The organism is Stutzerimonas stutzeri, from assembly GCF_024448935.1.
Lineage (GTDB): Bacteria > Pseudomonadota > Gammaproteobacteria > Pseudomonadales > Pseudomonadaceae > Stutzerimonas > Stutzerimonas stutzeri_AO.
Window position 1 is genome coordinate 1 of the sequence record NZ_JAMOIE010000078.1, and the last position, 24,069, is coordinate 24,069.

The 24,069-nt window shown below is 64.6% G+C and carries 21 protein-coding genes; 14 read left to right on the forward strand and 7 right to left on the reverse strand.

The window, feature by feature from the left end; all coding sequences use genetic code 11:
• The first annotated feature begins 331 nt into the window (after positions 1-331).
• From NA637_RS18835 to NA637_RS18860, 6 genes are all read left to right on the forward strand, one after another.
• Positions 332-913, forward strand: coding sequence for an RBBP9/YdeN family alpha/beta hydrolase (locus NA637_RS18835; protein ID WP_256073855.1), 582 nt, complete (start codon positions 332-334; stop codon positions 911-913).
• A 276-nt stretch (positions 914-1,189) separates the two neighbouring features.
• Entirely contained in the window at positions 1,190-3,133 is a 1,944-nt protein-coding gene (locus NA637_RS18840; protein ID WP_256073856.1) for an alkaline phosphatase D family protein, read from the forward strand.
• Positions 3,134-3,298: 165 nt separating this feature from the next.
• On the forward strand, positions 3,299-4,735 hold the full coding sequence (locus tag NA637_RS18845) for a DUF3375 domain-containing protein (RefSeq protein ID WP_256073857.1): 1,437 nt from the start codon (positions 3,299-3,301) through the stop codon (positions 4,733-4,735).
• 8 nt (positions 4,736-4,743) lie between these two features.
• Positions 4,744-5,319, forward strand: a complete 576-nt coding sequence (locus tag NA637_RS18850) for a DUF4194 domain-containing protein (protein WP_256073859.1) — start codon at positions 4,744-4,746, stop codon at positions 5,317-5,319.
• Positions 5,316-8,735 carry an ATP-binding protein gene (locus NA637_RS18855; protein ID WP_256073861.1) on the forward strand — a complete coding sequence of 1,140 codons (3,420 nt, stop codon included), beginning with the start codon at positions 5,316-5,318 and terminating at the stop codon, positions 8,733-8,735. The genes NA637_RS18850 and NA637_RS18855 overlap by 4 nt, the downstream gene beginning before the upstream one ends.
• A complete protein-coding gene (locus NA637_RS18860; protein WP_256073862.1) occupies positions 8,732-9,919 on the forward strand; it encodes a DUF3322 domain-containing protein in 1,188 nt (395 codons plus the stop codon). The genes NA637_RS18855 and NA637_RS18860 overlap by 4 nt, the downstream gene beginning before the upstream one ends.
• A gap of 161 nt (positions 9,920-10,080) precedes the next feature.
• On the opposite strand, the gene NA637_RS18865 is transcribed toward NA637_RS18860, so the two are convergent.
• The 6 genes from NA637_RS18865 to NA637_RS18890 all read right to left on the reverse strand — a co-directional run bounded on the left by NA637_RS18865 (position 10,081) and on the right by NA637_RS18890 (position 13,416).
• On the reverse strand, positions 10,081-10,386 hold the full coding sequence (locus NA637_RS18865; protein WP_256073863.1) for a hypothetical protein: 306 nt from the start codon (positions 10,384-10,386) through the stop codon (positions 10,081-10,083).
• Positions 10,387-10,429: 43 nt separating this feature from the next.
• The gene (locus NA637_RS18870; RefSeq protein WP_256073864.1) at positions 10,430-10,846 is read right to left on the reverse strand and encodes a BREX-1 system adenine-specific DNA-methyltransferase PglX; all 417 of its coding nucleotides are present in this window, start codon (positions 10,844-10,846) and stop codon (positions 10,430-10,432) included.
• The gene (locus NA637_RS18875) at positions 10,837-10,989 is read right to left on the reverse strand and encodes a BREX-1 system adenine-specific DNA-methyltransferase PglX (protein WP_256073865.1); all 153 of its coding nucleotides are present in this window, start codon (positions 10,987-10,989) and stop codon (positions 10,837-10,839) included. Before NA637_RS18875 ends, NA637_RS18870 begins: the two co-directional genes overlap by 10 nt.
• Positions 10,986-12,236 (reverse strand): ATP-binding protein, encoded by a 1,251-nt coding sequence (locus tag NA637_RS18880; RefSeq protein WP_256073866.1) that lies wholly within the window; start codon positions 12,234-12,236, stop codon positions 10,986-10,988. Before NA637_RS18880 ends, NA637_RS18875 begins: the two co-directional genes overlap by 4 nt.
• 149 nt (positions 12,237-12,385) lie before the next feature.
• Positions 12,386-12,655: a hypothetical protein gene (locus NA637_RS18885; protein WP_256073867.1), complete on the reverse strand. Its 270-nt coding sequence runs from the start codon at positions 12,653-12,655 to the stop codon at positions 12,386-12,388.
• A 116-nt stretch (positions 12,656-12,771) separates the two neighbouring features.
• The gene (locus NA637_RS18890; RefSeq protein WP_256073868.1) at positions 12,772-13,416 is read right to left on the reverse strand and encodes an HAD family hydrolase; all 645 of its coding nucleotides are present in this window, start codon (positions 13,414-13,416) and stop codon (positions 12,772-12,774) included.
• A 711-nt stretch (positions 13,417-14,127) separates the two neighbouring features.
• Between NA637_RS18890 and NA637_RS18895 the strand changes: the two genes are divergently transcribed.
• The 8 genes from NA637_RS18895 to NA637_RS18930 all read left to right on the forward strand — a co-directional run bounded on the left by NA637_RS18895 (position 14,128) and on the right by NA637_RS18930 (position 23,321).
• Positions 14,128-14,940, forward strand: coding sequence for an IclR family transcriptional regulator (locus NA637_RS18895; RefSeq protein ID WP_256073869.1), 813 nt, complete (start codon positions 14,128-14,130; stop codon positions 14,938-14,940).
• 196 nt (positions 14,941-15,136) lie between these two features.
• Positions 15,137-16,804: an ABC transporter substrate-binding protein gene (locus tag NA637_RS18900; RefSeq protein ID WP_256073870.1), complete on the forward strand. Its 1,668-nt coding sequence runs from the start codon at positions 15,137-15,139 to the stop codon at positions 16,802-16,804.
• Between the two features lie 70 nt (positions 16,805-16,874).
• Positions 16,875-17,828 carry an ABC transporter permease gene (locus NA637_RS18905; protein WP_256073872.1) on the forward strand — a complete coding sequence of 318 codons (954 nt, stop codon included), beginning with the start codon at positions 16,875-16,877 and terminating at the stop codon, positions 17,826-17,828.
• A 2-nt stretch (positions 17,829-17,830) separates the two neighbouring features.
• On the forward strand, positions 17,831-18,733 hold the full coding sequence (locus NA637_RS18910) for an ABC transporter permease (RefSeq protein WP_256073873.1): 903 nt from the start codon (positions 17,831-17,833) through the stop codon (positions 18,731-18,733).
• Entirely contained in the window at positions 18,730-19,806 is a 1,077-nt protein-coding gene (locus NA637_RS18915; RefSeq protein ID WP_256073874.1) for an ABC transporter ATP-binding protein, read from the forward strand. Before NA637_RS18910 ends, NA637_RS18915 begins: the two co-directional genes overlap by 4 nt.
• Positions 19,799-20,812: an ABC transporter ATP-binding protein gene (locus tag NA637_RS18920; protein ID WP_256073876.1), complete on the forward strand. Its 1,014-nt coding sequence runs from the start codon at positions 19,799-19,801 to the stop codon at positions 20,810-20,812. Before NA637_RS18915 ends, NA637_RS18920 begins: the two co-directional genes overlap by 8 nt.
• Before the next feature lie 72 nt (positions 20,813-20,884).
• Complete coding sequence (locus NA637_RS18925) at positions 20,885-22,057, forward strand: amidase (RefSeq protein ID WP_256073878.1); 1,173 nt, start codon at positions 20,885-20,887, stop codon at positions 22,055-22,057.
• Positions 22,058-22,082: 25 nt separating this feature from the next.
• Positions 22,083-23,321, forward strand: coding sequence for a Zn-dependent hydrolase (locus tag NA637_RS18930; protein WP_256073880.1), 1,239 nt, complete (start codon positions 22,083-22,085; stop codon positions 23,319-23,321).
• Positions 23,322-23,521: 200 nt separating this feature from the next.
• Here NA637_RS18930 and NA637_RS18935 read toward each other — a convergent pair whose 3' ends face one another.
• A complete protein-coding gene (locus NA637_RS18935; protein WP_256073882.1) occupies positions 23,522-24,058 on the reverse strand; it encodes a gamma carbonic anhydrase family protein in 537 nt (178 codons plus the stop codon).
• Between the last annotated feature and the right edge of the window lie 11 nt (positions 24,059-24,069).

A 24,069-nucleotide genomic window follows, 5' to 3' on the forward strand; every position in this document is an offset into this window, starting at 1 on the left:
TGATGACCGAATAAGCCCACCGTCCCTTGGCAATCGTCACCGCTACAGCGCGACCCGGCTTGCTTTCCCAGGGCTCTCATGTGGCTCCCAGCCCACAACGCCGCATCCCCTGCAAGCGGCACGAAACAGAGCTAACCTATTGCCCCGTATATGCTTTCAAGCCTCGCGTGATTTGCACGAAGGGCTTGACACCGGCCCTTTTTTGGGCGCAGCATCGCTCTGGCGCTTCCGGTGCATTGTTTAATGCATAAGTAAATGAATTCTTATTCTTTATGGTGCAGATTCCGCGGGCGATAGACTCGCCGCTCAGCGACCATCGAGAGGCCATCCTATGCGGCGCGGCGCGTTCCACTGTCTGATCGTCCCCGGTTGGCATGGCTCGCCCGATGATCATTGGCAAAGCCACTGGCAGCGCGCCCTGCCGAATTGCCGGCGTATCGAGCAGGCCGACTGGATGCAGCCGCAGCGTCCCGACTGGGTGACCGAACTGGATCGCGGAATTGCCGCGGCATCAGCGCCGGTACTGCTGATCGCCCACAGCCTCGGCTGTCCCACCGTCGCGCACTGGGTGGCGCAGGCGTCGCCCGAGGCGTTGCGGCGGGTTCGGGGTGTGTTATTGGTCGCGCCTGCGGATGTCGAGCGACCGGGGTGCCCTGAGCCACTGCGCAACTTCGCTCCGCTGCCCCTGGTGCCGCTGCCATTTCCCAGCGTGCTGGTCGGGTCCGACAACGATCCCGCCGCCAGCGCCGACCGGGCGTGTGCCATGGGTAAGGCCTGGGGCAGCGAAGTGACCGTACTCACGGGTGTCGGGCACATCAACGTGGAGTCCGGGCATCATCGCTGGGAGGAGGGGCTGGCCTTCCTCCAGCGTCTGCAAGCGCTGATCGGCGAGCAGGCGCAACGGCGCGCCTGATGGCGCCCAGATCGGTGGAACCTCTTCTTACCCACCTGACCATTGCCCGGTGGATCGATACAGCGTGATCCACAAGGCTGAGCCTCATATCGAGCAGCTCGACCGTACAAGGGTGGATGACTTTTTTCATCCACCTCTGGCCACTGCTCGGTGGGCCGGCCAAGCGTGATCCACCCCAGGGCTTAGCCTCATCACCGAGCAGCCCGACCACAATCCAGGGCGAACCGGCGCCATTCGTTACACTCTCATGCTCCACCGCCGCCATTGAGCAGTTGCATGCCCAGCTCCGCACCATCCGACACCGCTGCATCCCTTCCCCTCGTGCTTGCCGGACCCATGCTGCGCCGGCTCGACGCGGGGCGACTGGTGCTCTGGCTGGTGGCTCGCGAGCCCCTGTCATTGCGCCTGATGTTGCAGCCCGAAGGTGACGCGTCGCGTTCGCTGGTGTTGGACGGGGAGGCTTGCCGTCGTCTGCGCATCGGCACCTCGGCCTGGCTGCATCTGATTGATGTCCACCGCGATAGGCCGCTGCCGGTCGACCGGCTGATCGAATACGACCTGCTGATCAGCGGACAGGGCGTCGAGCAGGGCATCGCTCAATGGGCGCCGCACCTGATCCACGAAGGCTGCGACCGCCCGGCTTTCGTCGTCCGCTCGCGCTATGACGATCTGCTGCACGGTTCCTGTCGCAAGCCCCATCACGCGTCGTCGGATGGGCTGGTGACCGTCGATTCGCTGATCAAGGATGTACGCCACGCGCCCGAGCGCTGGCCGGCCGCGCTGCTGATGACCGGCGATCAGGTGTACGCCGATGATGTGGCGGGCCCAATGCTGGTCGCCATCCATGCGCTGATCCGCCGGCTCGGGCTCTACGGCGAATGCCTGGAGGGCGCGACCGTGGCCAACAGCGACGAGCTGATGACGCACCCGGCCACCTATTATCAGCGCGAGCAGCTGCTGCCGGCGTTCAAGTCCAACGAGGCGCTGCGCGAGCGCTTCTTCGGTGGCGTCGAGAAACCGGTATTCACCACCTCCAGCGCGCACAACCATCTGGTGTCGCTGGGCGAGGTCCTGGCCATGTACCTGCTGGTCTGGTCGCCGGTGCCTTGGACGCTGATCGAGCTACAGGCGCCGCCGCTGGACGAGGATATGGCCCAGCGCTACGCCCGCGAAACCGCGTGCATCGACGCGTTCCGCCAGGGGTTGCCGCAGGTGGCACGCGGACTGGCACATCTGCCGTCGCTGATGATCTTCGACGACCACGACATCACCGATGACTGGAACCTCAGCGCGCGCTGGGAGGAGACCGCCTACGGCCATCCCTTCTCACGGCGCATCATTGGTAATGCGCTGCTGGGTTATTTGCTGTGCCAGGCCTGGGGCAATGTGCCGGATGCCTGTGTCACGTCGTTGCAGACGGTCGAGGCATTGCTGGCAAGCGGCGAGGACGGCCAGCTCGACTGCGCGCTGCATGATCAAGTGGTGGACGAGCTGTTGCAGCGCGGTGATTGGGGCTATGTCATCGCCAGCGAACCGGCGCTGGTGGTGCTCGACACCCGCACCCGCCGCTGGCGCAGCGAGCGCAACCTGAATCGGCCTTCGGGGCTGATGGATTGGGAGGCGCTCACCGATCTGCAGCAGCACATCCTCGACCATCGCTCGGTGGTCATCGTCTCGCCGGCGCCGATGTTCGGGGTCAAGCTGATCGAAACCGTGCAGCGCGTGTTCAGCTGGTTCGGGCTGTCCCTGCTGGTCGATGCGGAAAACTGGATGGCCCATCGCGGTGCTGCCCAGGTCATGCTCAACATCTTTCGCCACACCCGCACGCCGGGCAACTACGTGGTTCTCTCCGGGGATGTGCACTATTCCTTCGCCTACGAGGTGCATGTGCGTGGCCGGGCGGAAGGGCCGAAGATCTGGCAGATCACCAGCAGCGGGGTGAAGAACGAATTTCCACGCCGCCTGCTGGACCTGTTCGATCGCCTCAACCGCTGGTTGTACTCACCGCGCTCGCCGTTGAACGGGTTCACCAAGCGCCGTCGCGTGCGAGTCCAGCCGTGGCTGCCGAGCCGCAGCCGGTCCGGCGAACGCTTGTGGAACGGCTCGGGCATCGGCCGCATCCGGCTCGACGCGGAAGGTCGCCCGGCACGGGTGGAGCAGATCAACGCCGACGGCTCGCCGCCGGTAACCTTTGGCCCTGAGCGCGACCGGTCGGGCTAGCAGGCCGTTGACAAACTACCTGCGCTCGCTTACTGATCCATCTTCATCGGGACCTGTGACTACGGAGACGCGAGTGCCACTGGCGTATATGCCCTTGGCCATTCAAAATTGCCCGTCAGGCCCGGACTGAACGACCGGAGCGGTGTAACTCACAGACGGCCCCATATGGATTTTCAGTACCTCACTGCCCTGCGCCAGCACCACCCCGCGTGGCGGTTGCTGCGAGCGGACAATGCGCCGCTGATCGTGAGTTTCCTGCAGGCGGCCTTCGTCAGCCCCAACCGACGCAGCCTCGACACCAACAGCCTGGCTTCGCTGCTTGACGATCAACTCTACGCGCTGAACCAGGCTAACGGAGGCGCGTTTCCCAAAGCGGCTGCGGCATATCTCGATGATTGGGCGGACAACGCCAACGGCTGGTTGCGCAAGTTCTATCCACCGGGCGATGACGCCGCGCATTTCGAGCTGACACCGGCCATGGAGAGGGCCATCGGGTGGCTGGAGAGCCTGGGCAAGCGGCAGTTCGTCGGCACCGAGTCGCGGCTGCTGTCGATCTTCGAGCTGCTCAGGCAGATGGTCGAAGGCAGCGAGACCGACCCGCAGCTGCGCATCGCCGAGCTGGAAAAGCGCAAGGCCGCGCTGGACGAGGAGATCGCCCGCCTGCGCGCCGGCGACGTCGAGCTGATGGATGCGACGCGGGTCAAGGAACGGTTCCTGGAAGTGAGCGGCAGTGCCCGCAGCCTGCTGGCGGACTTTCGCGAGGTTGAGCAGAACTTCCGCGAGCTGGACCGTGAGGTGCGCGAGCGCATTGCCACCTGGGAAGGAGGCAAGGGCGACCTGCTCGGGCAGATTTTCGGCGAGCGCGATGCCATCTCCGATTCCGACCAGGGGCGCAGCTTCCGGGCGTTCTGGGAGTTCCTGATGTCGCCGGCGCGCCAGGAAGAGTTGTCCGAATTGCTGCTAAAAGCCTTCGCGCTGCCACCGGTGCAGAGCCTGGAGCCTGACCGCCGGCTGCTGCGTATGCATTACGACTGGCTGGCCGCGGGCGAATCGGCCCAGCGCACGGTGGCGCGTTTGTCCGAGCAGTTGCGTCGCTACCTGGACGACCAGGCCTGGCTGGAGGACCGTCGCATCATGCAGCTGCTTCGCCAGATCGAAACCCGCGCGCTGGGACTGCGCGATGCGCTGCCAACGGATGATCCGACCTGGCTCGACGAACCGGCGCCACGGCTCAATCTGGTGCTCGACCGGCCACTCTACAGTCCACCGGTAAAACCGAACATCCAGGCACAGATTCTGCTCGAGGGCGAGGCCTACGCCGCAGAAGCCGACGCGCTGTTCCGGCAGAACCCGGTCGACAAGGTGCGGTTGCAGGCACAGATTCGCCAGGCCCTGCGCGGCCAGCCGCGGGTCAGCCTCGGCGATTTGCTGCAAGAATTCCCGCTGGAGCAGGGCCTGGCCGAACTGGTCGCCTACCTCGAACTTGCCGCGGCCGATGCGCACGCAGTGTTCGATGACGACCAGCCGCAACTGATCCGCTGGCACGACGGCAATGGACGCAAGCGCCGGGCTAGCATACCGCTGGTTCTTTTCAACCGTTGAGGCCATCGATGAACGACGCCGAACAATCACTGCTGCTGATCGCCCTGCTCAAGGGCGTGGCCTACCGCGAAGATGACGCGGCGTGCTGGCAGCGACTGCTCGACCGGCAGATCGCGGTGCGCGACTACATGGCGATGATCGGCCTGGAGCTGCTGGTCGACGAGGCCGAGGGCTACGCCTACCTGACCCAGCACCCGAGTGAGCAGGCCGAGACGCTGCCGCGGCTGATTCCGCGCCGACAGCTCAGCTATCCGGTGAGCCTGCTGCTGGCACTGCTGCGCAAGCGCCTGGCGGAAACCGACGCCAGCGGTGGCGAGCGGCTGATCCTGTCTCGCGAGCAGTTGGCCGACCTGCTGCGCCTGTTCCTGCCCGAAGGCAGCAACGAGGCGCGCCTGGTGGACCGCATCGACGCACATATCGCCCGGGTGGTCGAACTCGGCTTTTTGCGCCGGCTGCGCGGCAACGAGGATGGGCTCTACGAGGTGCGGCGAATCCTTAAAGCATTCGTCGATGCCCAGTGGCTCAACGAATTCGACCAGCGGCTGAAGGAATACGCCGGCCAGCCGGACGGAGGCGAGACATGACCACCCCCGAGTCGCTGTCGCTGCTCGACTTCGTCGACTGCGACGAACGCGCCGGTTTTCGCCTGCACGGTTTCGAGGTCTACAACTGGGGCACCTTTCACGAGCGTGTCTGGCGCTTCCCGCTGGCGGGCGAGAATGCCTTGCTTACCGGCGATATCGGCTCGGGCAAGTCGACGCTGGTCGATGCGGTCACCACCTTGCTCGTCCCGGCGCAGAAAATCGCCTACAACAAGGCCGCCGGCGCGGAGGCCAAGGAGCGCTCGCTACGCTCCTACGTGCTCGGCTTCTATAAGTCCGAGCGCGGTGACGCGGGTCTCAACGCCAAGCCGGTGGCCCTGCGCGACCACAACAGCTACTCGGTGATTCTTGGCCACTTCTATAATGAAGGCTTCGACCAGCATGTCACCCTGGCGCAGGTTTTCTATATCACCGACACGCGCGGGCAACCCGAGCGTTTCTACGTGGTGGCCGACCGCCCGCTGTCGATTACCGAGCATTTCGCCAGTTTCGGCAGCGACCTGAACGCGCTGCGCAAGCGGCTGCGCGCGCTCCCGCATGTCGAGCTGGAAACCACCTTCGCGCAATACGGCGCCGCCTTTCGTCGACGCCTGGGCATTGCCGACGAGCAGGCGCTGGAGCTGTTCAGCCAGACGGTATCGATGAAGTCTGTCGGCAACCTCACCGATTTCGTGCGCGAGCACATGCTGGAACAGTTTGCGGTCGAGGAACGCATCCAGGCGCTGATCCGTCATTTCGATGACCTCAATCGTGCCCACGAGGCAGTGCTCAAGGCCAAGCGCCAGATCCAGTTGTTGCAACCGCTGGTGGATAACTGCGAGCGCCATGCGCAGGAGCGCGCCGAGGCCGGTGCGCTGGTCGCCTGCCGCGACGCGCTGGTGCCCTGGTTCGCGGGGCTCAAGGCCGAGCTGCTGGACAAGCGGCTGGATAACCTGGCCCAGGAGCTTGCCCGCCATCGCGAGCACGTTCGCGCCCTGCAGGATCGGCAGCAACAGGGCCAGGCCAGGCGCGACGAGCTTAATCGCGCCATCGCCCAGAACGGCGGCGACCGATTGGCGATGATCGACACCGAGTGTGCGCGACTCGAAGGGGAGCGGCAGCGGCGCCAGCGCAACGCCGAGCAGTATGACGGCCTTGCGGCCAAGCTGGACTTGCCACTGGCCACGGAGGCCGGGCCTTTCCTCGCCAACCGCCAGGCGCTGCCTGGAATGCAGGAGCAGTGCCGCGCGCAGCGCGACATGGCGCAGAACGGCCAGACCGAACATGCCGTCGCCCTGCACGAATTGCGTCGCCAGCACGAGCACCTCGAGTCTGAGCTGGCATCGCTGCGTGGGCGGCGCTCGAACCTGCCGGCGCGCATCCTCGATATTCGCCTGCGCCTGTGCAAGGCGTTGCAGATCGAGGAAAGCGAGCTGCCGTTCGTCGGCGAGTTGCTCCAGGTGCGTGAGCAAGAGCGCGACTGGGAAGGCGTCGCCGAGCGGCTGCTGCGCAATTTCGGCCTGTCGCTGTTGGTGCCCGATGCGCTCTACGCGCCGGTGGCGCAATGGGTCGAGCGGACCCACCTGGGCGAGCGGCTGGTGTATTTCCGCGTGCGCGAGCGCCGCCCGCAGGCGCCGCCCTCGTTGCAGGCCGACTCGTTGGTGCGCAAGCTGCAGATCAAGCCGGACACGTCCTTCTACAACTGGCTCGAAGGCGAGCTGGCGCGGCGTTTCGACTACGCCTGCTGCGCCTCGCTGGAGCAGTTCCGCCGCGAGGAGCGCGCGGTCACCCGGGCCGGCCAGGTCAAGGCCGGTCAGGAGCGTCACGAGAAGGACGATCGTCGTCGGCTCGGCGACCGCACCCAGTACGTTCTCGGCTGGAGTAACGAACAGAAGATCGCTGCGCTGGAAAAGCAGGCCGGCGACCTGCAGCAGCGCATCGGGGAACTGGCTGCGGAATTGGCCGAGCTGCAGAAGCAGCAGCGCGCGCTCGACGATCGGCTGAATCTGATCGCACAGTTGTCAGTGTTCGACCACTTCGAGGAATTGGACTGGAAGCCACTGCACGCGCAGATCCACGCGCTGGAGCAGGAGCGTCGAACGCTGGAGGCCGAGTCCGACAAGTTACGCACGCTTCAGCAGCAGTTGCGGGCATTGGAGACCGAGCTGCGCCGGCTGCGCGACGAGCTGGACGACAAGCACCGCGAGCAGGCCAGGACCGAGCAGAAGCAGGAGGACGCCCAAGCGCTGCGTGACGCGGCACGGACTCAGCACGGCGCAGCAACGCAAGAGCAGCAGGCCCGCTTCGAGCAGCTTGCGCAACTGCGCGGCGAGGCGCTGGGTGAGCACAGCCTGACGGTTGAGGCGTGTGCCAACCGCGAGCAGGACATGCGCCAGTGGCTGCAGGCGCGCATCGATGCGGTGAACAAGCGTATCGATCGGTTGACCGAGAGCATCATCGCGGGGATGAGCGGCTACCGCGATGAGTTCCCGCTGGAAACCCGCGAGGTGGACGCCAGCCTGGCGGCAGCGGACGACTACCGGACCATGCTCGAGGCGCTGCGGCAAGACGGTCTGCCGCAGTTCGAGCAGCGCTTCAAGGCCATGCTCAACGAGAACGTCATCAACGAGATCGCCAACTTCCACAGCCACCTGCGCCGCGAGGAACACGACATCCGCGAGCGCATTGAAGAGATCAACCGTTCGCTGCGCGAGATCGACTACAACCCCGGCCGGCTGATCCAGCTCGAGGCGCAGAGCACCGGCGACGGGGAAATCATCGCGTTCCGCCAGGATCTGCGCGCCTGCACCGAGGGCAGCCTGTCCGGCAGCGGCGACGAGCACTATGCCGAAAGCAAATTCCTGCAGGTGCGGCAGATCATCGAGCGCTTTCGAGGGCGGGAAGGTTCGAGCGATGCCGACTGCCGTTGGACCCGCAAGGTCTGCGACGTGCGCAACTGGTTCAGCTTTTCCGCCTCGGAACGCTGGCGCGAGGATGGCAGCGAGCACGAGCACTACAGCGACTCGGGCGGCAAGTCCGGCGGGCAGAAGGAAAAGCTGGCTTACACCGTGCTGGCGGCAAGCCTGGCGTACCGCTTCGGTCTGGAGTGGGGCGCCACCCGGTCACGCTCCTTCCGGTTCGTGGTCATTGACGAGGCGTTCGGCCGCGGCTCGGACGAATCGGCCCGCTACGGGCTGGAACTGTTCCGCAAGATGAACCTGCAGTTGCTCATCGTCACGCCGCTGCAGAAGATCCACATCATCGAGCCCTATGTCGCCAACGTCGGCTTCGTGCACAACGATCAGGGGCGCGAGTCAATGCTGCGCAGCCTGACGATCGAGCAATACCGCGAGCAGAAGCAAGCCCGAGCGGCGGAGCATTCCGATGAGGGGAGCGTTGAGGATGGCGAGCCGACATGACCTGGACCACGCCCGCCGACCTCACCGCGCAACTGCAGCGCCTGTGGGAGCAGGGCGTACTGCTGCGTGCCGCGCTCGGAGGCGAGGCGGTATTCCCCTTGCGGCTGCGCCTGAAGAAGCCGGGCAGCACCGATCTGACCGGGAAGTTCGACGTCGTGCGCCAGTGGATTCGCCAGTTGCAGGAAGGCGAAGGCGACTACCGGTTGGTGTGGAAGCCGCTCAACCATCGCCAACTCGGGCGCAACCTGCTGCCTGACGAGGTCTGGGTCGATGACCTTGATGCTGCGCTGCGCCGACTGGGCAAACGCCGCGAAACCCAGCGTTGCCGTGAGCTGAGCGAGACCACGCTGGCAGCGTTTCCCGAGCTGCGCGAATGGCTGCTGCGCCAACCGCTGCGCTTGCTGGAGCACGCCGATGACTGGGCAAAGGCGCTCACCGTGCTGCGCTGGTTCCGCGCACGGCCCGAAAGCGGCTTATACCTGCGTCAGCTGGACATCCCCGGCGTTGACAGTAAATTCATCGAGCAACGCCGAGGCCTGCTGAGTGAGCTGCTCGACCTGGTGCTGGCCGAGGCCGTCAACGACCACGAGGCACGCGGAGCGCGCGGTTTCAACCGTCGCTATGGATTGCGTGACAAGCCCGTGCGCGCACGCCTGCGCCTGCTTGATCCAGTGCTGCGTCTTGCCGGGCTGAGCGATGTGGAGGCGCCGGTCGGACAACTCGCGGCGCTGCGTTTGCCGTTGCGCAGAGTCTTCGTCACCGAAAACGAAATCAACTTCCTGGCCTTTCCCGAGCAGTCCGGTAGCGCCGTGCTGTTCGGCCAGGGCTACGCGCTCGATCGACTCGCCGAGATTTCCTGGCTGCATGACCGCTCGTTGTATTACTGGGGCGACCTCGACACTCACGGCTTCGCCATCCTCGACCGGCTGCGCGCTCATCTGCCCGAGGCGCGCTCGTTCCTGATGGATCGCGACACGCTGTTGGCGCACCGCGCGCTGTGGGGAACCGAACCGGCGGACAAGCGCAGCCTGTCGCCGCTGTCGCGGCTGGATGACGCCGAAGCGCTGCTCTATGACGACCTTCGACACGACCGCGTCGCGGATGACGTGGCCTGCGTTCGCCTGGAGCAAGAGCATGTCCGGTTCAGCTGGCTGGAAGCGCGACTGGCTGACCTGGATCGGTAACGGAACGTCAAAAATCCACTAGGTTGGCGTCAAGTCGTTTGGAGCAGCCTTGGTTGCGAGGCCGGTCCCAATGCGCCTCTAGACTTGAACTTACCACTATGCCTCCATCGTCTTTTTCCATCAGGCGAACGGGTGTAATCCTGCTCTGCCTGCGAACACCGTTAAGGTTCCCGCTTACTCGGTTCTGAAAAGCCAGCCCTGACCCATACGCTCAGCCTAAGTAGCACCGCAACGAGTGCAGGCCCTTTGAAAAAGATGGCTGCATCTAAAAACAAAAGGCTTATCACGGCGAAGAACAACTCTTCACGACTATAGGGATACGGACTCAGCACTAAACCTACAAAACAGCCAAGCGCTATGAGAACCAGCGGCAACGACAACACTACGCGCAGGATCTGCAAGACTCGCCACCATCCTTCAGAAATGCCCTGAGGCTTTTCGCCGGCCAGTTCGTTGAACTGCTTCATCTATCACCATCGTCGTGGGAAATGAATGTAAGGGTTTGAAAAATCAAGGCAGAACGCCATCATTCCAAGCGAAACAGTATTGTCGCGCTTGCACCAGTACAGGCAAGCGGTCGGCCTGACACTGTGCCAGCAGCAGCTCGCGGTAGAGTTCTTCGTCCTTATTGCCGTCGAGCTTCAGCTCGGTAATCAGTTGTTTATCGAGGCCCGGCAGTTCGACCTCTAAACAACTTCGAGGATTTGCGGGAATGCCCGCGCTGCCATCGGCGGCGCTGAGCACCCGGCGGCCGTGGTCGAGGTAGTCCTGCAGTTCCATATAGCGGATGGCGCACAGGCGGTTGAACCAGCTGTAGGCAGCCTGCTCCATAGCCTGGGCAAAGCTCAGTTGCTCGACCTTTATCGCCAATGCGGCGCGCGGGCGAATGACGCTGGCCGGAAACGCGCGGTCGCCGATCAGGGCCACATCGCCCTTTTGCTCCACAGGCGAAATGCGCATGGCCGGGATGCTGGATCGCGAATGCCAAACAGCGCCGCGCGCTTGGTCATTGCGGCGATAAAGGCAGTACGGGCCTTGGGGGCGTAGCTTTTGATGTGGCTGGTGTTCATGGGGTGTCCTTGTTCCACAGCTGGTCCATGGGAACAGCAAAAGCATTGGGTAGGTCTGCCAGCGGCAGGGTGCTGGTGCCGGTGTAAAGCAGGATGCCGCCCTGCCAGCTGGGCCCGGCCTGCTCGGCCAGGCGTGCCAAGCCGCGGCCGTCCTTGCTCTGCACGGAAGCGGCCTTTTTCACTTCCACGCCCCACAGGCGGTCGTCCTGTTCGATGACAAGATCCACTTCGAGCTGGTCCTTGTCGCGGTAGTGGGAGAAGCGCAGTTCGTTGTCGACCCAGCCGGCCTGGCAGATCAGTTGCTGCACGACGAAGCTCTCCAGCATGCCGCCAAAGGCATTGTCGGGCCGGGGCCAGTCGGCGGCTTGCAGGTTGGCCAGGGCGCAGCCCAGTCCGGAATCGACGATGTGGATTTTCGGTGCCTTGATCAGACGCTTGGCGGCGTTGCGATGCCAGGCGGGCAGCGTGCGAATCAGGAACAGGCGTTCCAGTACCGTCAGGTAGCGGCCGATGGTGTCGCGCTGCAGGCTGATGTCCTGTGCCAGGTTGCTGACGTTGACCAGGTTGCCGGTACGCAGCGCGATGAGCTGCAGCAGGCGCAGCAGCTCATCACCGTCACGGATGTTGGCGATGTCTTGCACGTCGCGCTGGATAATGGCGTTGAGGTACTGACGGAACCACTGCCGGGCACGGGACTCTGTCCGCGTGTTGGGCTCTGGATAACCGCCCCTCACCACAGCCTCGGCCACTCCGGCAACGGGCGGTTGCAGGCCGCTGATTGCCGGCCTGAGCTGGCCGGACAGCAGGGATTCGAGCAGGGAGTGGCGGCTGTGGTGCTTTTCCTGTTCGGACAGCGGGTTGAGGTAGATCACTTCCATCCGACCAGCCAATGACTCCTGCACGCCGGGCAACAGCAGCAGGTTGGCCGAGCCGGTGAGGATGAAGCGCCCGGGGCGCCGGTCGTTGTCTACCGACAGTTTGATGACGGGCAACAGCTCGGGCACCCGCTGCACCTCATCGAGGATCACCTGTTCTGGGAGACCGGCGACAAAGCCCACCGGGTCATAGCGGGCGGCCGCAAGCAGCGTGGCGTCGTCGAAGGAGACATAGGTACGCTCCGGCTGCAGCAGGCGGGCCAAGGTGGTCTTGCCGACCTGTCGCGGCCCAAGGATGCAGACGACCGGGGTGTCGTTCAAGGCATCCAATACCTGCTGCCGCAGGTATCGCGGGTGATGTGGGGTGGTCACGGGGCTACCTGGTGGGGATAATGAGTTGAGGGCCGGCAGAGCGCTGCCCCCTCCGTCCAACTGCATCATAACCTACCGACCAATTGCCTGATAGATATCCGTCTATTTGCATGATATGGCTCCGTCCAATTTCATGCTGGTCGAGCGCATCAGCGGATGCGGATGCGTTTCTCCTGCTGGATAGCTGCCTCCAGCTCGGCCTTCAGCGCGGCGACGAAGCGTTCCACATCGCCCTGGCTTTCCAGGTAGAGGCCATTTCCCAGCTTGTTGAAGATGCTGGTGGCCGCGATTTCGACCACTGGCCTTGGCGGGGCGACAGGCTTGAGTGGTACGGGAGCCGGCGCACGCTCTTCCTTGACCTGGCTGCCACCCTGAGCAGCCTGCTCGACCGCCTTAACAGCGCAGCTAGACGCGTTCACGAGCCCGGTTCGCCCATTGGCTGTTTCCGCTCGTCTTGCCTGGCTCGCCTGCTTTTTTCAACGGCCTGATCGCCTGACATGGCTTCTCTGGACCGATCCCTCCTGCGCATCCGGCCCTAGCTGAACGCAGCCCGCAGCGCTGGCAGGGTCGCGTAGTAGTAGGCCGGCGACTCGGCCATCAGCTCGGCGTGGCTGCCGAAGCCGTAGCCCACGCCGACCGCCTGCAAGCCGTTGCGGTGTGCGCCGATCAGGTCGTGCTTGCGGTCGCCGATCATCAGCGTGTGCTCGGGATCGAGCCGTTCTTCGGCGATCAGGTGGGCAATCAGCTCGATCTTGTTGGTGCGGGTACCATCCAGCTCACTGCCGTAGATGACCTTGAAATGATGATCGAAGGCAAAATGCCGGGCGATCTCGCGGGCGAATACCGAGGGTTTCGAGGTCGCGACATAGAGCGTCCGACCCTGGCCTCGCAAATGTTCGAGCATCTCCAGCACACCGTCGAACAGCAGGTTTTCGTACAGGCCGAGCGTCTTGAACCGCTCGCGGTAATGCCCCACCGCCTCCCAGGCCCGCGCTTCGTCAAAGCCGTAGAACTCCATGAAGGCTTGCAGCAGCGGCGGCCCGATGAAGGGCTCGAGCTTGGTCAGATCCGGCTCATCGATGCCGAGCTGGGCCAGCGCATGCTGGATCGAGCGGGTGATCCCCTCGCGCGGGTCGGTGAGGGTGCCGTCGAGGTCGAAGAGAATGGTGGAGTGGTGCATGGACGTCTTCGGTTGCGTATCGAAGTCGGTACTTTAGCAAAGCACGTGGTATGGGACTTGCTCGAAGATTTCGCTATATCTCCACCGGGCCGCACATGTCGGCCACGCTCTAGAGGCAACTGATGGCTACATCTGTTGAATCGCGCTTGTTGAACCGGGTATCGAATTGCCCCTTTTTCCAAACCACAGGCCAGCTACCTTTCCTGCCGTGGTTATGGTGATCTGGTTTACCTGGCAGGCCAAACGAGCTCATTGGAGGGCGTGCCCGTATACACCGGGCCGATGCAGCATGCCGAGGACGTCCCTCGCGGTGACCAGGCAGCCCGGCTGTGTGGCCTGAATCTGCTCGCTGCACTTTCAGCTGCCTGCGGGGGCGAACTGGATCGGGTGGCGGCTGCCTGAACCCAATGGCTAGGTGTTCGCCGCACCCGGCTTCGATGCCGTACCCTCGGTGGTCAATGGTGCGTCAGACCTGCCCACAGAGGTGTTCGGCGAGACAGGCCAGCATGCGCGAACCGCAGTTGGCGTTGCGGTGTGGGCGCCTTTAACCAGTGTCGAAGTGGAAGGCATCTTCGTCCTTGAACGGTGAGCACAAGCCTGCTGTCGCCCGACCAGGCTATAGCGGTTGTTAGCCATATGCGTTGCACGGTTATGCTCCACTGGCTGCCTTCATGGGCTGCGCGCGTTTCGTAACGTCCTAGAGCAGGCTCGATGAATCCAACGGATAACGCTGAAAAATCGATTGATGGACCCGCGGATGCCGCGGATCCGCTCTTCAACCAGTCGTTGGCGAAGGGACTCCTGGTTCTGCACGCCTTCGATCTGGCCCATAGGACATTGACGCTGGGCGAGGTGGCTCGGCTTACGGACATGAGCAAGGGCTCCGCTCAGCGCGCCGTGCATACCCTGGAAATTCTGGGATATATCGGCCGTGACGAGCGCAGCCGACGCTTCCGTCTGCTACCCAAGGTGGTCGAACTCGGCTTCAACTATCTGGCGTCCCACGCGTTGGTGCGCCTGGCACATCCCTATCTGGCGCAACTGGCGCAGGCCAGCGGGGAAACGGCCAGCCTTACCGAGCCTGTGGGCCATCACATGCTGTATGTAGCGCAGATCCTGACCACACAGTCGATTCCGGTCCTGACGCCGGTGGGCATGCGCATTCCCATGTATTGCACCAGTTCGGGGCGCGCCTACCTGGGCTGTCTGGGCGACAACGAGGCCCGACGAATCCTCGAAGCTTCGGCAAGGGAACCGCGTACCCCGACAACGCTGACCCGAGTCGAGGACATCCTGCACAGCCTGCAGACCAGCCGGCGGCTGGGCTACGCAGTGAATTGCGAGGAACTGTTCCTTGGCGACATGGGCATCGCCGCGCCGATTATCGATCGTTTCGGCCAGGCGGTGGGTGCCGTGCACCTGTCACCGCCAACCAGCCGCTGGAGCCTGGAAGAGGCAACCTCGCGGCTTGCCCCGTTGGTGCTGGAATGCGCCCGGAGCATTTCCGAGTCGCTGGCGCACTGATAAAGCGCGTCGTGTCTGCCATGCGAGCCACGACGAAACCCGTTTTCTACTGGCTTGGTAGTGGCACGTCTGCGACTCATTCGAAAGACGGGCCGCATAAAACAGTTTTTGAATCGGTTATCGATACATAAAAATCGATTGGCACATCCGTTGCTATCCATCCCTCATGATCAGTCCTGCTTGATGAGGTCTTCCGATGAGCACGCATATATCGAAGCATCCGCTGGCCACGTTCACCCGCCTGGCCTTGGCATTGTCATTGGTGTTTGGTGGCTCGGCTGCGCTGGCCGAGGAAAAGGTTCTGCGCATTGGCATGACCGCAGGCGACATTCCGCGCACGCTGGGTCAACCGGATCAGGGCTACGAGGGCAATCGCTTCACCGGCATTACCCTGTACGACTCGCTGACCCAATGGGATCTGAGCTCCAGCGAGAAGGCGAGTGAACTGATCCCCGGGCTGGCCGAGTCCTGGTCGGTGGATGCCGAGGACCAGACCAAATGGCGCTTCAAGCTGCGCCCCGGGGTGACGTTTCACGACGGCTCGCCGTTCACCGCCGAGGCAGTGGTATGGAACGTCGACAAGGTGCTGAACAAGGATGCGCCGCAATACGACCCTTCACAGATCGGCGCTACCGCCTCGCGTATGCCAACGCTGCGTTCGGCGCGTGTCATCGATAAGCTCACCGTGGAGCTGACCACCTCCGAGCCGGACTCCTTTCTCCCCTACAACCTGACCAACTTGTTCATGGCCTCGCCGACCCATTGGCAGGCCAAGGCGGATGCCGTGCCAAGCTCAGTGACCGATCCAGCCGAGCGCAGCCAGCAAGCCTGGGCAGCCTTCGCCGCCGATGCCTCCGGCACCGGCCCGTTCGAGCTGGACAGGTTCGTGCCCCGCGAACGTCTGGAGCTCGTCGCCAACGGTGACTACTGGGACGAGAAACGTCGGCCGCAGATCAACCGGGTGGTACTGCTGCCGTTGCCGGAAGCCAGTGCCCGCACCGCGGCGCTGATGTCCGGGCAGGTGGACTGGATCGAGGCGCCGGCACCCGACTCGGTGGACGCCATCAAGGCCCGCGGCTACATCCTCTATACCAACCTTCAGCCGCACCTCTGGCCCTGGCAGTTCTCGCTGCTGGAGGATTCCCCGTTCAAGGACAAGGCGGTTCGCCAGGCGGCCAACCTCTGCGTCAACCGCGAGGAGCTCAAGGCGCTGCTCAACGGCATGATGGAGCCGGCCACCGGCGTGGTCGAGCCGGGCGATCCCTGGCGCGGCAACCCGAGCTTCCAGGTCCGCTACGACGTAGCCGCCGGGCAGAAGCTGATGGAGCAGGCCGGCTATTCGGCATCCAATCCGGCCAGGGTGAAGGTGCAGACCTCCGCTTCCGGCTCCGGTCAGATGCAGCCGCTGCCGATGAACGAGTACATCCAGCAGAACCTCAAGGCCTGCCACTTCGACGTCGAGTTCGATGTGCTGGAATGGAACACCCTGTTCTCCAGCTGGCGTCTCGGCGCCAAGGACCCGGCTGCCCACGGCGCTCATGCGACCAACGTCAGTGCCGCGGTCATGGACCCGTTCTTCGCCATGGTGCGCTTCGTCAGCAGCAAGGCGCTGCCGCCGGTCTCCAACAACTGGGGCTATTACACCAGCGAGAAGACCGACGCACTGGTCGAGCAGGCCCGCACCACCTTCGACGAGCAGGCCCGCAACCAGGCCCTGAGCGAGCTGCACGCCAATATCGTCGACGAAGCGCCGTTCCTGTTCGTGGCTCATGATGTCGGCCCGCGCGCGCTGTCGCCGAAGATCACCAACGTGGTGCAGCCCAAGAGCTGGTTCATCGACATCGCCACCATGAAGATGGAATGAACCCGCCCGGCTGATCCTTCGCTTCACGGCGCGGCGGTTCTGTCCCGCGCCCCTGTCAGAGGTCTTTGCGATGCTTGGCTATCTGTTTCGCCGGCTGGGCTATGCCTTGCCTATCATGCTCGGCGTGTCCTTCCTCTGCTTCATGCTGGTCCACATCGCGCCGGGCGATCCGCTGGTGTCGATCCTGCCGGCGGACGCCTCGGCCGACCTGCAGCAGCAGATGATGCAGCTTTATGGCTTCGACCGGCCGCTGCCCGAGCAATTCGCGCACTGGCTGTGGCGCGCCCTGCACGGTGACCTGGGCAACTCGATCGCCACCAGCCGACCGGTGGTCGACGAGGTGTTCAAGGCGGTGGGCAACACCCTGATGATCGCTCTGCTGGCGACCCTGATCGGCTTTACCTTCGGCTCGCTGTTCGGCTTCGTGGCGGGCTATTTCCGCAATTCATGGGCCGACCGCCTGGCCTCGTTCGTCTCGGTGGTCGGTGTCAGCCTGCCGAATTACTGGTTGGGGATGGTGCTGGTGATCGTCTTCTCCGCGCAGCTGATGTGGCTGCCGGCCACCGGTGCCGGCCCCGGCGGCTCCGGCGACTGGCACTGGGACTGGGCGCACATGCAGTACCTGATCCTGCCCGGGCTGACCATGTCCTTCATTCCCATGGGCATCGTCGCCCGCACCGTGAGGGCGCTGGTAGCAGACATCCTGTCCCAGGAGTTCGTCGTCGGCCTGCGCGCCCGCGGGCTCGGCGAGTGGGGCGTGTTCAAGCATGTGGTGAAGAACTGCGCGCCGACTGCACTGGCGGTGATGGGGCTGCAGCTGGGCTACCTGTTGGGCGGCTCGATCCTCATCGAGACGGTGTTCTCCTGGCCGGGGACCGGCTTCTTGCTCAATCAGGCGATCTTCCAGCGCGACCTGCCGCTGCTGCAGGGGACCATCCTGGTCCTGGCGCTGTTCTTCGTGGCGCTCAACCTGCTGGTGGACGTGCTGCAAACCGTCTTCGATCCACGCATCGAAAGGGGCTGATCATGACCGCTGCCATGCTTCCCGATTCCACCGGCGAGCGTCTCGACAGGCCGGCGGTGGTGCGCTCCCGCGGACACGGCGCCAACGTGCTGCGCCGGCTGCTGCGCAACCCGGTGGCGATGATCGCCGCCGCCATCATCCTGCTGCTGATCCTGGTCGCGATGTTCGCGCCCTGGCTGATGCCGGCCGATCCCTACGCCACCTCGATGCTCAAACGCCTCAAGCCGATCGGCAGCGAGGGCATGCCGCTGGGCTCCGACGAGCTGGGCCGCGACCTGCTCTCGCGGTTGATGCTCGGCGCGCGGCTGTCGCTGTTCATGGGCATCGCCCCGGTGGTCATGGCCTTCGTCATCGGCGGCAGCATCGGCATTCTCGCCGGCTATGCCGGGGGCTGGCTCAATACCGCGGTGATGCGCTGCGTCGACGTGCTGTATGCCTTCCCCTCGGTGCTGCTGGCGATCGCCCTGTCCGGCGCGCTGGGCGCCGGCATCAGCAACTCGCTGGTGTCGCTGACGGTGGTGTTCGTGCCGCAGATTGCGCGGATCGCCGAAAGCGTGACCACCGGCGTTCGGCGCAGCGACTACGTCGACGCGGCCCGGGCCTCGGGCGCCTCGTCGCTGTTGATCGTACGCAAGCACGTGCTCGGCAACGTGATCGGGCCGATCTTCGTCTACGCCACCAGCCTGATCTCGGTGTCGATGATTCTCGCCTCCGGGCTGTCCTTCCTCGGCCTCGGCGTCAAGCCGCCGCAGCCGGAGTGGGGGCTGATGCTCAACACCTTGCGCACCGCCATCTACACCCAGCCCTGGATCGCGGCGCTGCCGGGACTGCTGATCTTCATCACCTCGGTGTCGTTCAACATGTTGGCCGACGGGTTGCGCTCGGCGATGGAGGTCAAGCAATGAGTCCTTCACATCATCCGCTACCAAACGAACTGCGTGATGTCGGCGGGGCGCGTCAGCCATTGCTGATCGTGCGCGGGCTGAAAAAGCATTTCCCGCTGAAGAAGACCGGCTTCGGGCTGCGCCGCGAGCGCCTGGCGGTGCGCGCGGTGGACGGGGTCAGCTTCGATATTCTCAAGGGCGAAACGCTCGGCGTGGTCGGCGAGTCCGGCTGCGGCAAATCCACGACCGCGCGGCTGCTGATGCAATTGACCGCGCAGGACAGCGGTGAGCTGATCTTCGATGGCCAGACCCTGGGCAACCAAGGGTTGCCACTGCGCGAATACCGTCGGCAGACCCAGATGGTGTTTCAGGACAGCTACTCCTCGCTCAACCCGCGGATGACCGTCGAGGACTCGATCGCTTTCGGCCCGACAGTGCATGGCGTGTCGAAACAGGAGGCACTGGAACGCGCCCATGACCTGCTGGTGCGGGTCGGACTGGAGCCTGCGCGCTTTGCCGGTCGCTACCCGCACGAACTGTCCGGCGGCCAGCGCCAGCGGGTCAACATCGCCCGAGCGCTGGCGCTGGAGCCACGGCTGATCATCCTCGACGAATCGGTCTCGGCGCTGGACAAGTCGGTGGAAGCCCAGGTGCTCAACCTGCTGCAGGATCTCAAGCAGGCGTTCGGGCTTACCTATCTGTTCATCAGTCACGATCTCAACGTGGTGCGATACCTCTGCGACCGGGTACTGGTGATGTATCTCGGCGAAGTGGTGGAGGTGGGGCCGGCCGATGCGCTGTTCGAAACCCCGCTGCACCCCTATACCGCGGCCCTGCTGCGCTCGATGCCCACCACAGATCCGCTGCAGCGGACCGAGGAGGCGCCACTGGCCGGTGACCCGCCGAACCCGATCAATCCCCCGAGCGGCTGCCGCTTTCATACGCGCTGCCAGGACGCGCAGGCGGTGTGTGCCAGCGTGGCGCCGACCTATCATGAGGCCGCACCGGGGCGTCGCGTGGCCTGCCTGAAATACGAAGCGGATTCGGGTTACGAAGCCCCGCGAATCCCGCTGCGAGAGGTGGCCCATGCCTGAAGCGAACAGCATGATCCGTCTGCATGATTTGCAGGTGGAATTCCATCAGCCAGGCAAGCGCATCCAGGCCGTCAACGGTGTCGATCTCGACGTCGGTGAAGGCGAGGTGGTCGCGCTGATCGGCGAGTCCGGCTCCGGCAAGAGCGTCACCCTGCGGGCGATGATGCGCCTGCATTCGGATCGAACGACTCGCTACGGCGGCAGCCTGGAAGTGGCCGGGCAGGACGTGCTCGGCATGGGTTCGAAACACCTGGCGCGGCTGCGCGGCAAGACCATCGCAATGATCTTTCAGGAGCCCTTGTTGGCGCTGGACCCGGTGTACACGCTGGGCCAGCAGATCGTCGAGACGATCCGCCGCCACGAGCCGGTGAGCAAGGCCGAGGCGCGTGCCCGTGCCTTGCAACTGTTCGAGCGCGTGCGCATCCCGAGCCCGGAGCGGCGCCTGGACACTTACCCCCACGAGATGTCAGGCGGCATGCGCCAGCGGGCCATGATCGCCCTGGCACTGGCCTGTCGACCACAGGTATTGCTGGCCGACGAGCCGACCACGGCGCTGGACGCCACGGTGCAGATCCAGATCCTCCTGCTGCTGCGCGAACTGCAGCGCGAGCTGGGTCTGTCGATTGTCTTTGTCACCCACGACATCGGCGCGGCGGCGGAGGTCGCCGACCGTATGGCGGTGATGTATGCGGGACGGATCGTCGAGCAAGGCCCGGCCGCCGAGCTGCTGACCCGACCGCGTCATCCCTACACCCGCGCGCTGCTCAAGAGCCGTGCCGAAGGCGCCATGCAGAAGGGCCGGCGACTTGAAACCATCGGCGGCGCACCGCCCGACCTGTCGAAACTGCCCAGCGGCTGCGCCTTCGCCGAGCGCTGCGCGCATGCCAGCGACGTCTGCCTTGGCGCGCCACCGCCGGACACCCGGGTCGGGCCCGGCCATGACGCGCGTTGCTGGCAGCTGGACCAAATCGCCAGCCCCGACCCCGCCGGCTGCAGCGCCGGCTAGCAACCAGAGCATTCCCGCAGGCGCGGGCTTGCGCCTGCGCCGAGACAACACTGCATGCCCGAGAGATCGCCCATGACCCCTGACGCTTACTGCTACATGCCCTATCCCAACGTGCCAGTCGCTTCCGGAGACGGCCCCCTGTCGGACCTTGTTTTCGCCGTGAAAGACATCTTCGACCTGGCCGGCTACCCCACCAGCTGCGGCAACCCGCACGCCCTGGCCCGGTCCGGCATCAAGACCAGTACCGCACCGGTGGTACAGACCCTGCTCGACAGTGGCGCCCACTTCACCGGCAAGACGCTGACCGACGAGCTGGCCTTTTCCATGAACGGCAAGAACGCCCACTTCGGCACGCCGCGCAACGGTGGCGCGCCTGATCGGATTTGCGGTGGCTCCAGCTCCGGCTCGGCTTCGGCGGTCTCCAACGGCCTCTGTGACTTTGCCCTGGGTACCGACACCGGCGGCTCGGTGCGCGCGCCGGCCAGCCATTGCGGGCTGATCGGCATCCGCCCCACCCATGGCCGCATCAGCCTGGAAGGCTGCATGCCGCTGGCCCCGAGTTTCGACACCTGCGGCTGGTTCGCCCGCGACGTCAATATATTCGTCCGGGTCGGGGAGGTGCTGCTCGGCGCGGACAGTGCAGCGCTGCCGACGTCTCCGCGACTGCTGCTGGCGACCGATGTCATGGGTCAAGTCACTGCCGACACCCGTGCGGCCAGCACCGCTGTGCTCGGCCAACTGAAGAAGACGTTCCGCACGGAGCTCGAGCCGGTCGACGCCGCGCTGCTGCCGGTGGATGAACTGTACTGGGCTTTTCGGCACATCCAGGGGCTGGAGGCTTGGCGCAGTCAGGGTGAATTTCTACGTCGCTATGACGTGCAACTCGGCCCTGGCGTGAAGGAACGCTTCGCCTGGTCCAGCCAGCTCAGCGAGGCGCAGGTCACGCCGTACCAGGAGATGCGCACCGAATTCAGCCGCCGCTTCGACGCGCTGCTCGGCAGCGACGGCGTGCTGGTGATGCCCACTATGCCCGACTGCGCGCCGCTGCTCGTCAGTGACGAGCAGGGGCTGGAAACCTACCGCAACCAGTCGATCCGGATGCTTTGCCTGGCCGGGCTTGCCGGCTGCCCGCAGATATCCCTGCCGCTTATGCAGATCGGCAGCGCACCGCTGGGCCTTTCGCTGATCGGCCCGCGCGGTTCGGACCAGTCGCTGATTGACCTGGCTCGTCGCCTGCTGGCCTGACCCTTTTCCGTTTCGAGGATCCTCCATGACTTTGAGCATCGACTCCGACCGCCTCTGGCAATCGCTGATGGACCTCGCCGGGATCGGCGGCACCGCCAAAGGCGGTGTATGCCGCCTGGCGCTGACTGACCTGGACCGCCAGGGCCGCGACCTCTTCGTCAGCTGGTGCCGCGCCGCCGGGCTGTCAGTCCGCATCGACGCCATCGGCAACATCTTCGCCCGCCGCGCCGGCACCGATCCGTCACGCCGTGCCATCGCCATGGGCAGCCACATCGACACTCAACCCACCGGCGGCAAGTTCGACGGCAACTTTGGGGTGCTCGCCGGTCTGGAAGTGCTGCGCACGCTGAACGACCGGAATATCGTGACTGCCGCGCCAATCGAGGTGGTGGCCTGGACCAACGAAGAAGGCTCGCGCTTCGTGCCGGTGATGATGGGATCCGGCGTGTTCACCGGCGCCTTCGGTCTGGAGCATGCGCTGGCCCAGCAGGACACCGAGGGCCTGAGCGTTGGCGACGAGCTGGCGCGCATTGGCTATGCCGGCGAGCAGCCGCCGGGCGAGGTACCTGGCGGCATGTTCGGTGCCTATTTCGAGGCGCATATCGAACAGGGGCCGGTGCTGGAGGCTCACGACCTCCCCATTGGCGTGGTGCCGGGAGCGCTTGGGCAGCGCTGGTTCGATGTCAGCGTGACCGGCATGGAGGGACATGCCGGGCCGACACCGATGGACCGGCGCCACGACGCCCTGCTGGCCGCCGCACGGCTGGTCGAGCAGGTCAACCGCATTGCCTTGAATCATGCGCCCCATGGCCGGGGCACGGTCGGCTTCATGCAGGTCTCGCCCAACTCGCGCAATACCATCGCTGGCACGGTGCGGTTGTCCGTCGATTTCCGCGCGCTGGAAGACGCTGACCTCGTCGCCATGGAGGCTGAACTGCGCGACGCCTGCGCGACGCTCGCGGCTGGCGACGCGCGGCTGACGATCGCCATGGAGCAGGTGGTGTATTTCCCGCCGAGCCATTTCGACCCGGCCTGTGTGGCCAGCGTCCGCGACGCGGCGCAGAAATTGGGATTGTCGTGCATGGAAGTGGTCAGCGGCGCCGGCCATGATGCGGTCTACATGGCCGATGTCACGCCCACCGCGATGATCTTCGTGCCCTGCAAGGACGGCATCAGCCATAACGAGATCGAAGAGGCCGACCCGGTGCATATTGCGGCGGGAACCAACGTATTGCTCCATGCGGTGCTGAAACATGCGCAATAGGCGCGTCTAGCGTCGCCGATAGCGCGGCGTTGGTGCGCTCGGCACGCTGTCAGGGACGGCTAGCATCATCCATCCATCTGGCAAGGCTTCGGCAACGGAGCCGCGACCCCACCTGACGGATAGGGAAGCGATAGGGGCGTTGGCCCAGCTGGTCGGCCGACAGCACATTGCGGCATTGTCATAGCTCAAGGCTGTGGGGCTCAAAGCCCTTCAGCCAGGTGCTGATCCTTCAGCTTCACGTAATTGCCGGCGCTGTAGCTGAAAAAGCTGCGCTCCTTGTCGGTCAGCGGGCGAGCCTGCCTGGCCGGGCTGCCAACGTAGAGGAAACCGCTTTCGAGGGTCTTGCCCGGCGGCACCAGGCTTCCGGCGCCGATGATCACCTCGTCTTCGACCACCGCACCGTCCATGACGATCGAACCCATGCCCACCAGGATGCGGCTGCCCAGGGTGCAGCCGTGCAGGGTGACCTTGTGGCCGACGGTCACCTCGTCGCCGACGGTCAGCGCAAAGCCGTCCGGGTTGAACGGGCCGGCGTGGGTGATGTGCAGCACGCTGCCGTCCTGGATGCTGCTGCGTGCGCCGATGCGGATGCGGTGCATGTCGCCGCGGATCACGGTGAGCGGCCAGACCGAGCTGTCCGCGCCGATTTCGATATCACCGATGAGTACGGCGCTGGGATCGACGAAGACCCGCTCGCCCAATGAGGGCGTGTGGCCCTGGTACGTTCGTATGCTCATGAATTGCTCCT

Coding starts and splice junctions, on each gene's coding strand:
- NA637_RS18835 (WP_256073855.1), top strand. CDS start 332: ATGCGGCGCGGCGCGTTCCACTGTCTGATCGTCCCCGGTTGGCATGGC.
- NA637_RS18840 (WP_256073856.1), top strand. CDS start 1,190: ATGCCCAGCTCCGCACCATCCGACACCGCTGCATCCCTTCCCCTCGTG.
- NA637_RS18845 (WP_256073857.1), top strand. CDS start 3,299: ATGGATTTTCAGTACCTCACTGCCCTGCGCCAGCACCACCCCGCGTGG.
- NA637_RS18850 (WP_256073859.1), top strand. CDS start 4,744: ATGAACGACGCCGAACAATCACTGCTGCTGATCGCCCTGCTCAAGGGC.
- NA637_RS18855 (WP_256073861.1), top strand. CDS start 5,316: ATGACCACCCCCGAGTCGCTGTCGCTGCTCGACTTCGTCGACTGCGAC.
- NA637_RS18860 (WP_256073862.1), top strand. CDS start 8,732: ATGACCTGGACCACGCCCGCCGACCTCACCGCGCAACTGCAGCGCCTG.
- NA637_RS18865 (WP_256073863.1), bottom strand. CDS start 10,386: ATGAAGCAGTTCAACGAACTGGCCGGCGAAAAGCCTCAGGGCATTTCT.
- NA637_RS18875 (WP_256073865.1), bottom strand. CDS start 10,989: ATGAACACCAGCCACATCAAAAGCTACGCCCCCAAGGCCCGTACTGCC.
- NA637_RS18890 (WP_256073868.1), bottom strand. CDS start 13,416: ATGCACCACTCCACCATTCTCTTCGACCTCGACGGCACCCTCACCGAC.
- NA637_RS18895 (WP_256073869.1), top strand. CDS start 14,128: ATGAATCCAACGGATAACGCTGAAAAATCGATTGATGGACCCGCGGAT.
- NA637_RS18900 (WP_256073870.1), top strand. CDS start 15,137: ATGAGCACGCATATATCGAAGCATCCGCTGGCCACGTTCACCCGCCTG.
- NA637_RS18905 (WP_256073872.1), top strand. CDS start 16,875: ATGCTTGGCTATCTGTTTCGCCGGCTGGGCTATGCCTTGCCTATCATG.
- NA637_RS18910 (WP_256073873.1), top strand. CDS start 17,831: ATGACCGCTGCCATGCTTCCCGATTCCACCGGCGAGCGTCTCGACAGG.
- NA637_RS18915 (WP_256073874.1), top strand. CDS start 18,730: ATGAGTCCTTCACATCATCCGCTACCAAACGAACTGCGTGATGTCGGC.
- NA637_RS18920 (WP_256073876.1), top strand. CDS start 19,799: ATGCCTGAAGCGAACAGCATGATCCGTCTGCATGATTTGCAGGTGGAA.
- NA637_RS18925 (WP_256073878.1), top strand. CDS start 20,885: ATGACCCCTGACGCTTACTGCTACATGCCCTATCCCAACGTGCCAGTC.
- NA637_RS18930 (WP_256073880.1), top strand. CDS start 22,083: ATGACTTTGAGCATCGACTCCGACCGCCTCTGGCAATCGCTGATGGAC.
- NA637_RS18935 (WP_256073882.1), bottom strand. CDS start 24,058: ATGAGCATACGAACGTACCAGGGCCACACGCCCTCATTGGGCGAGCGG.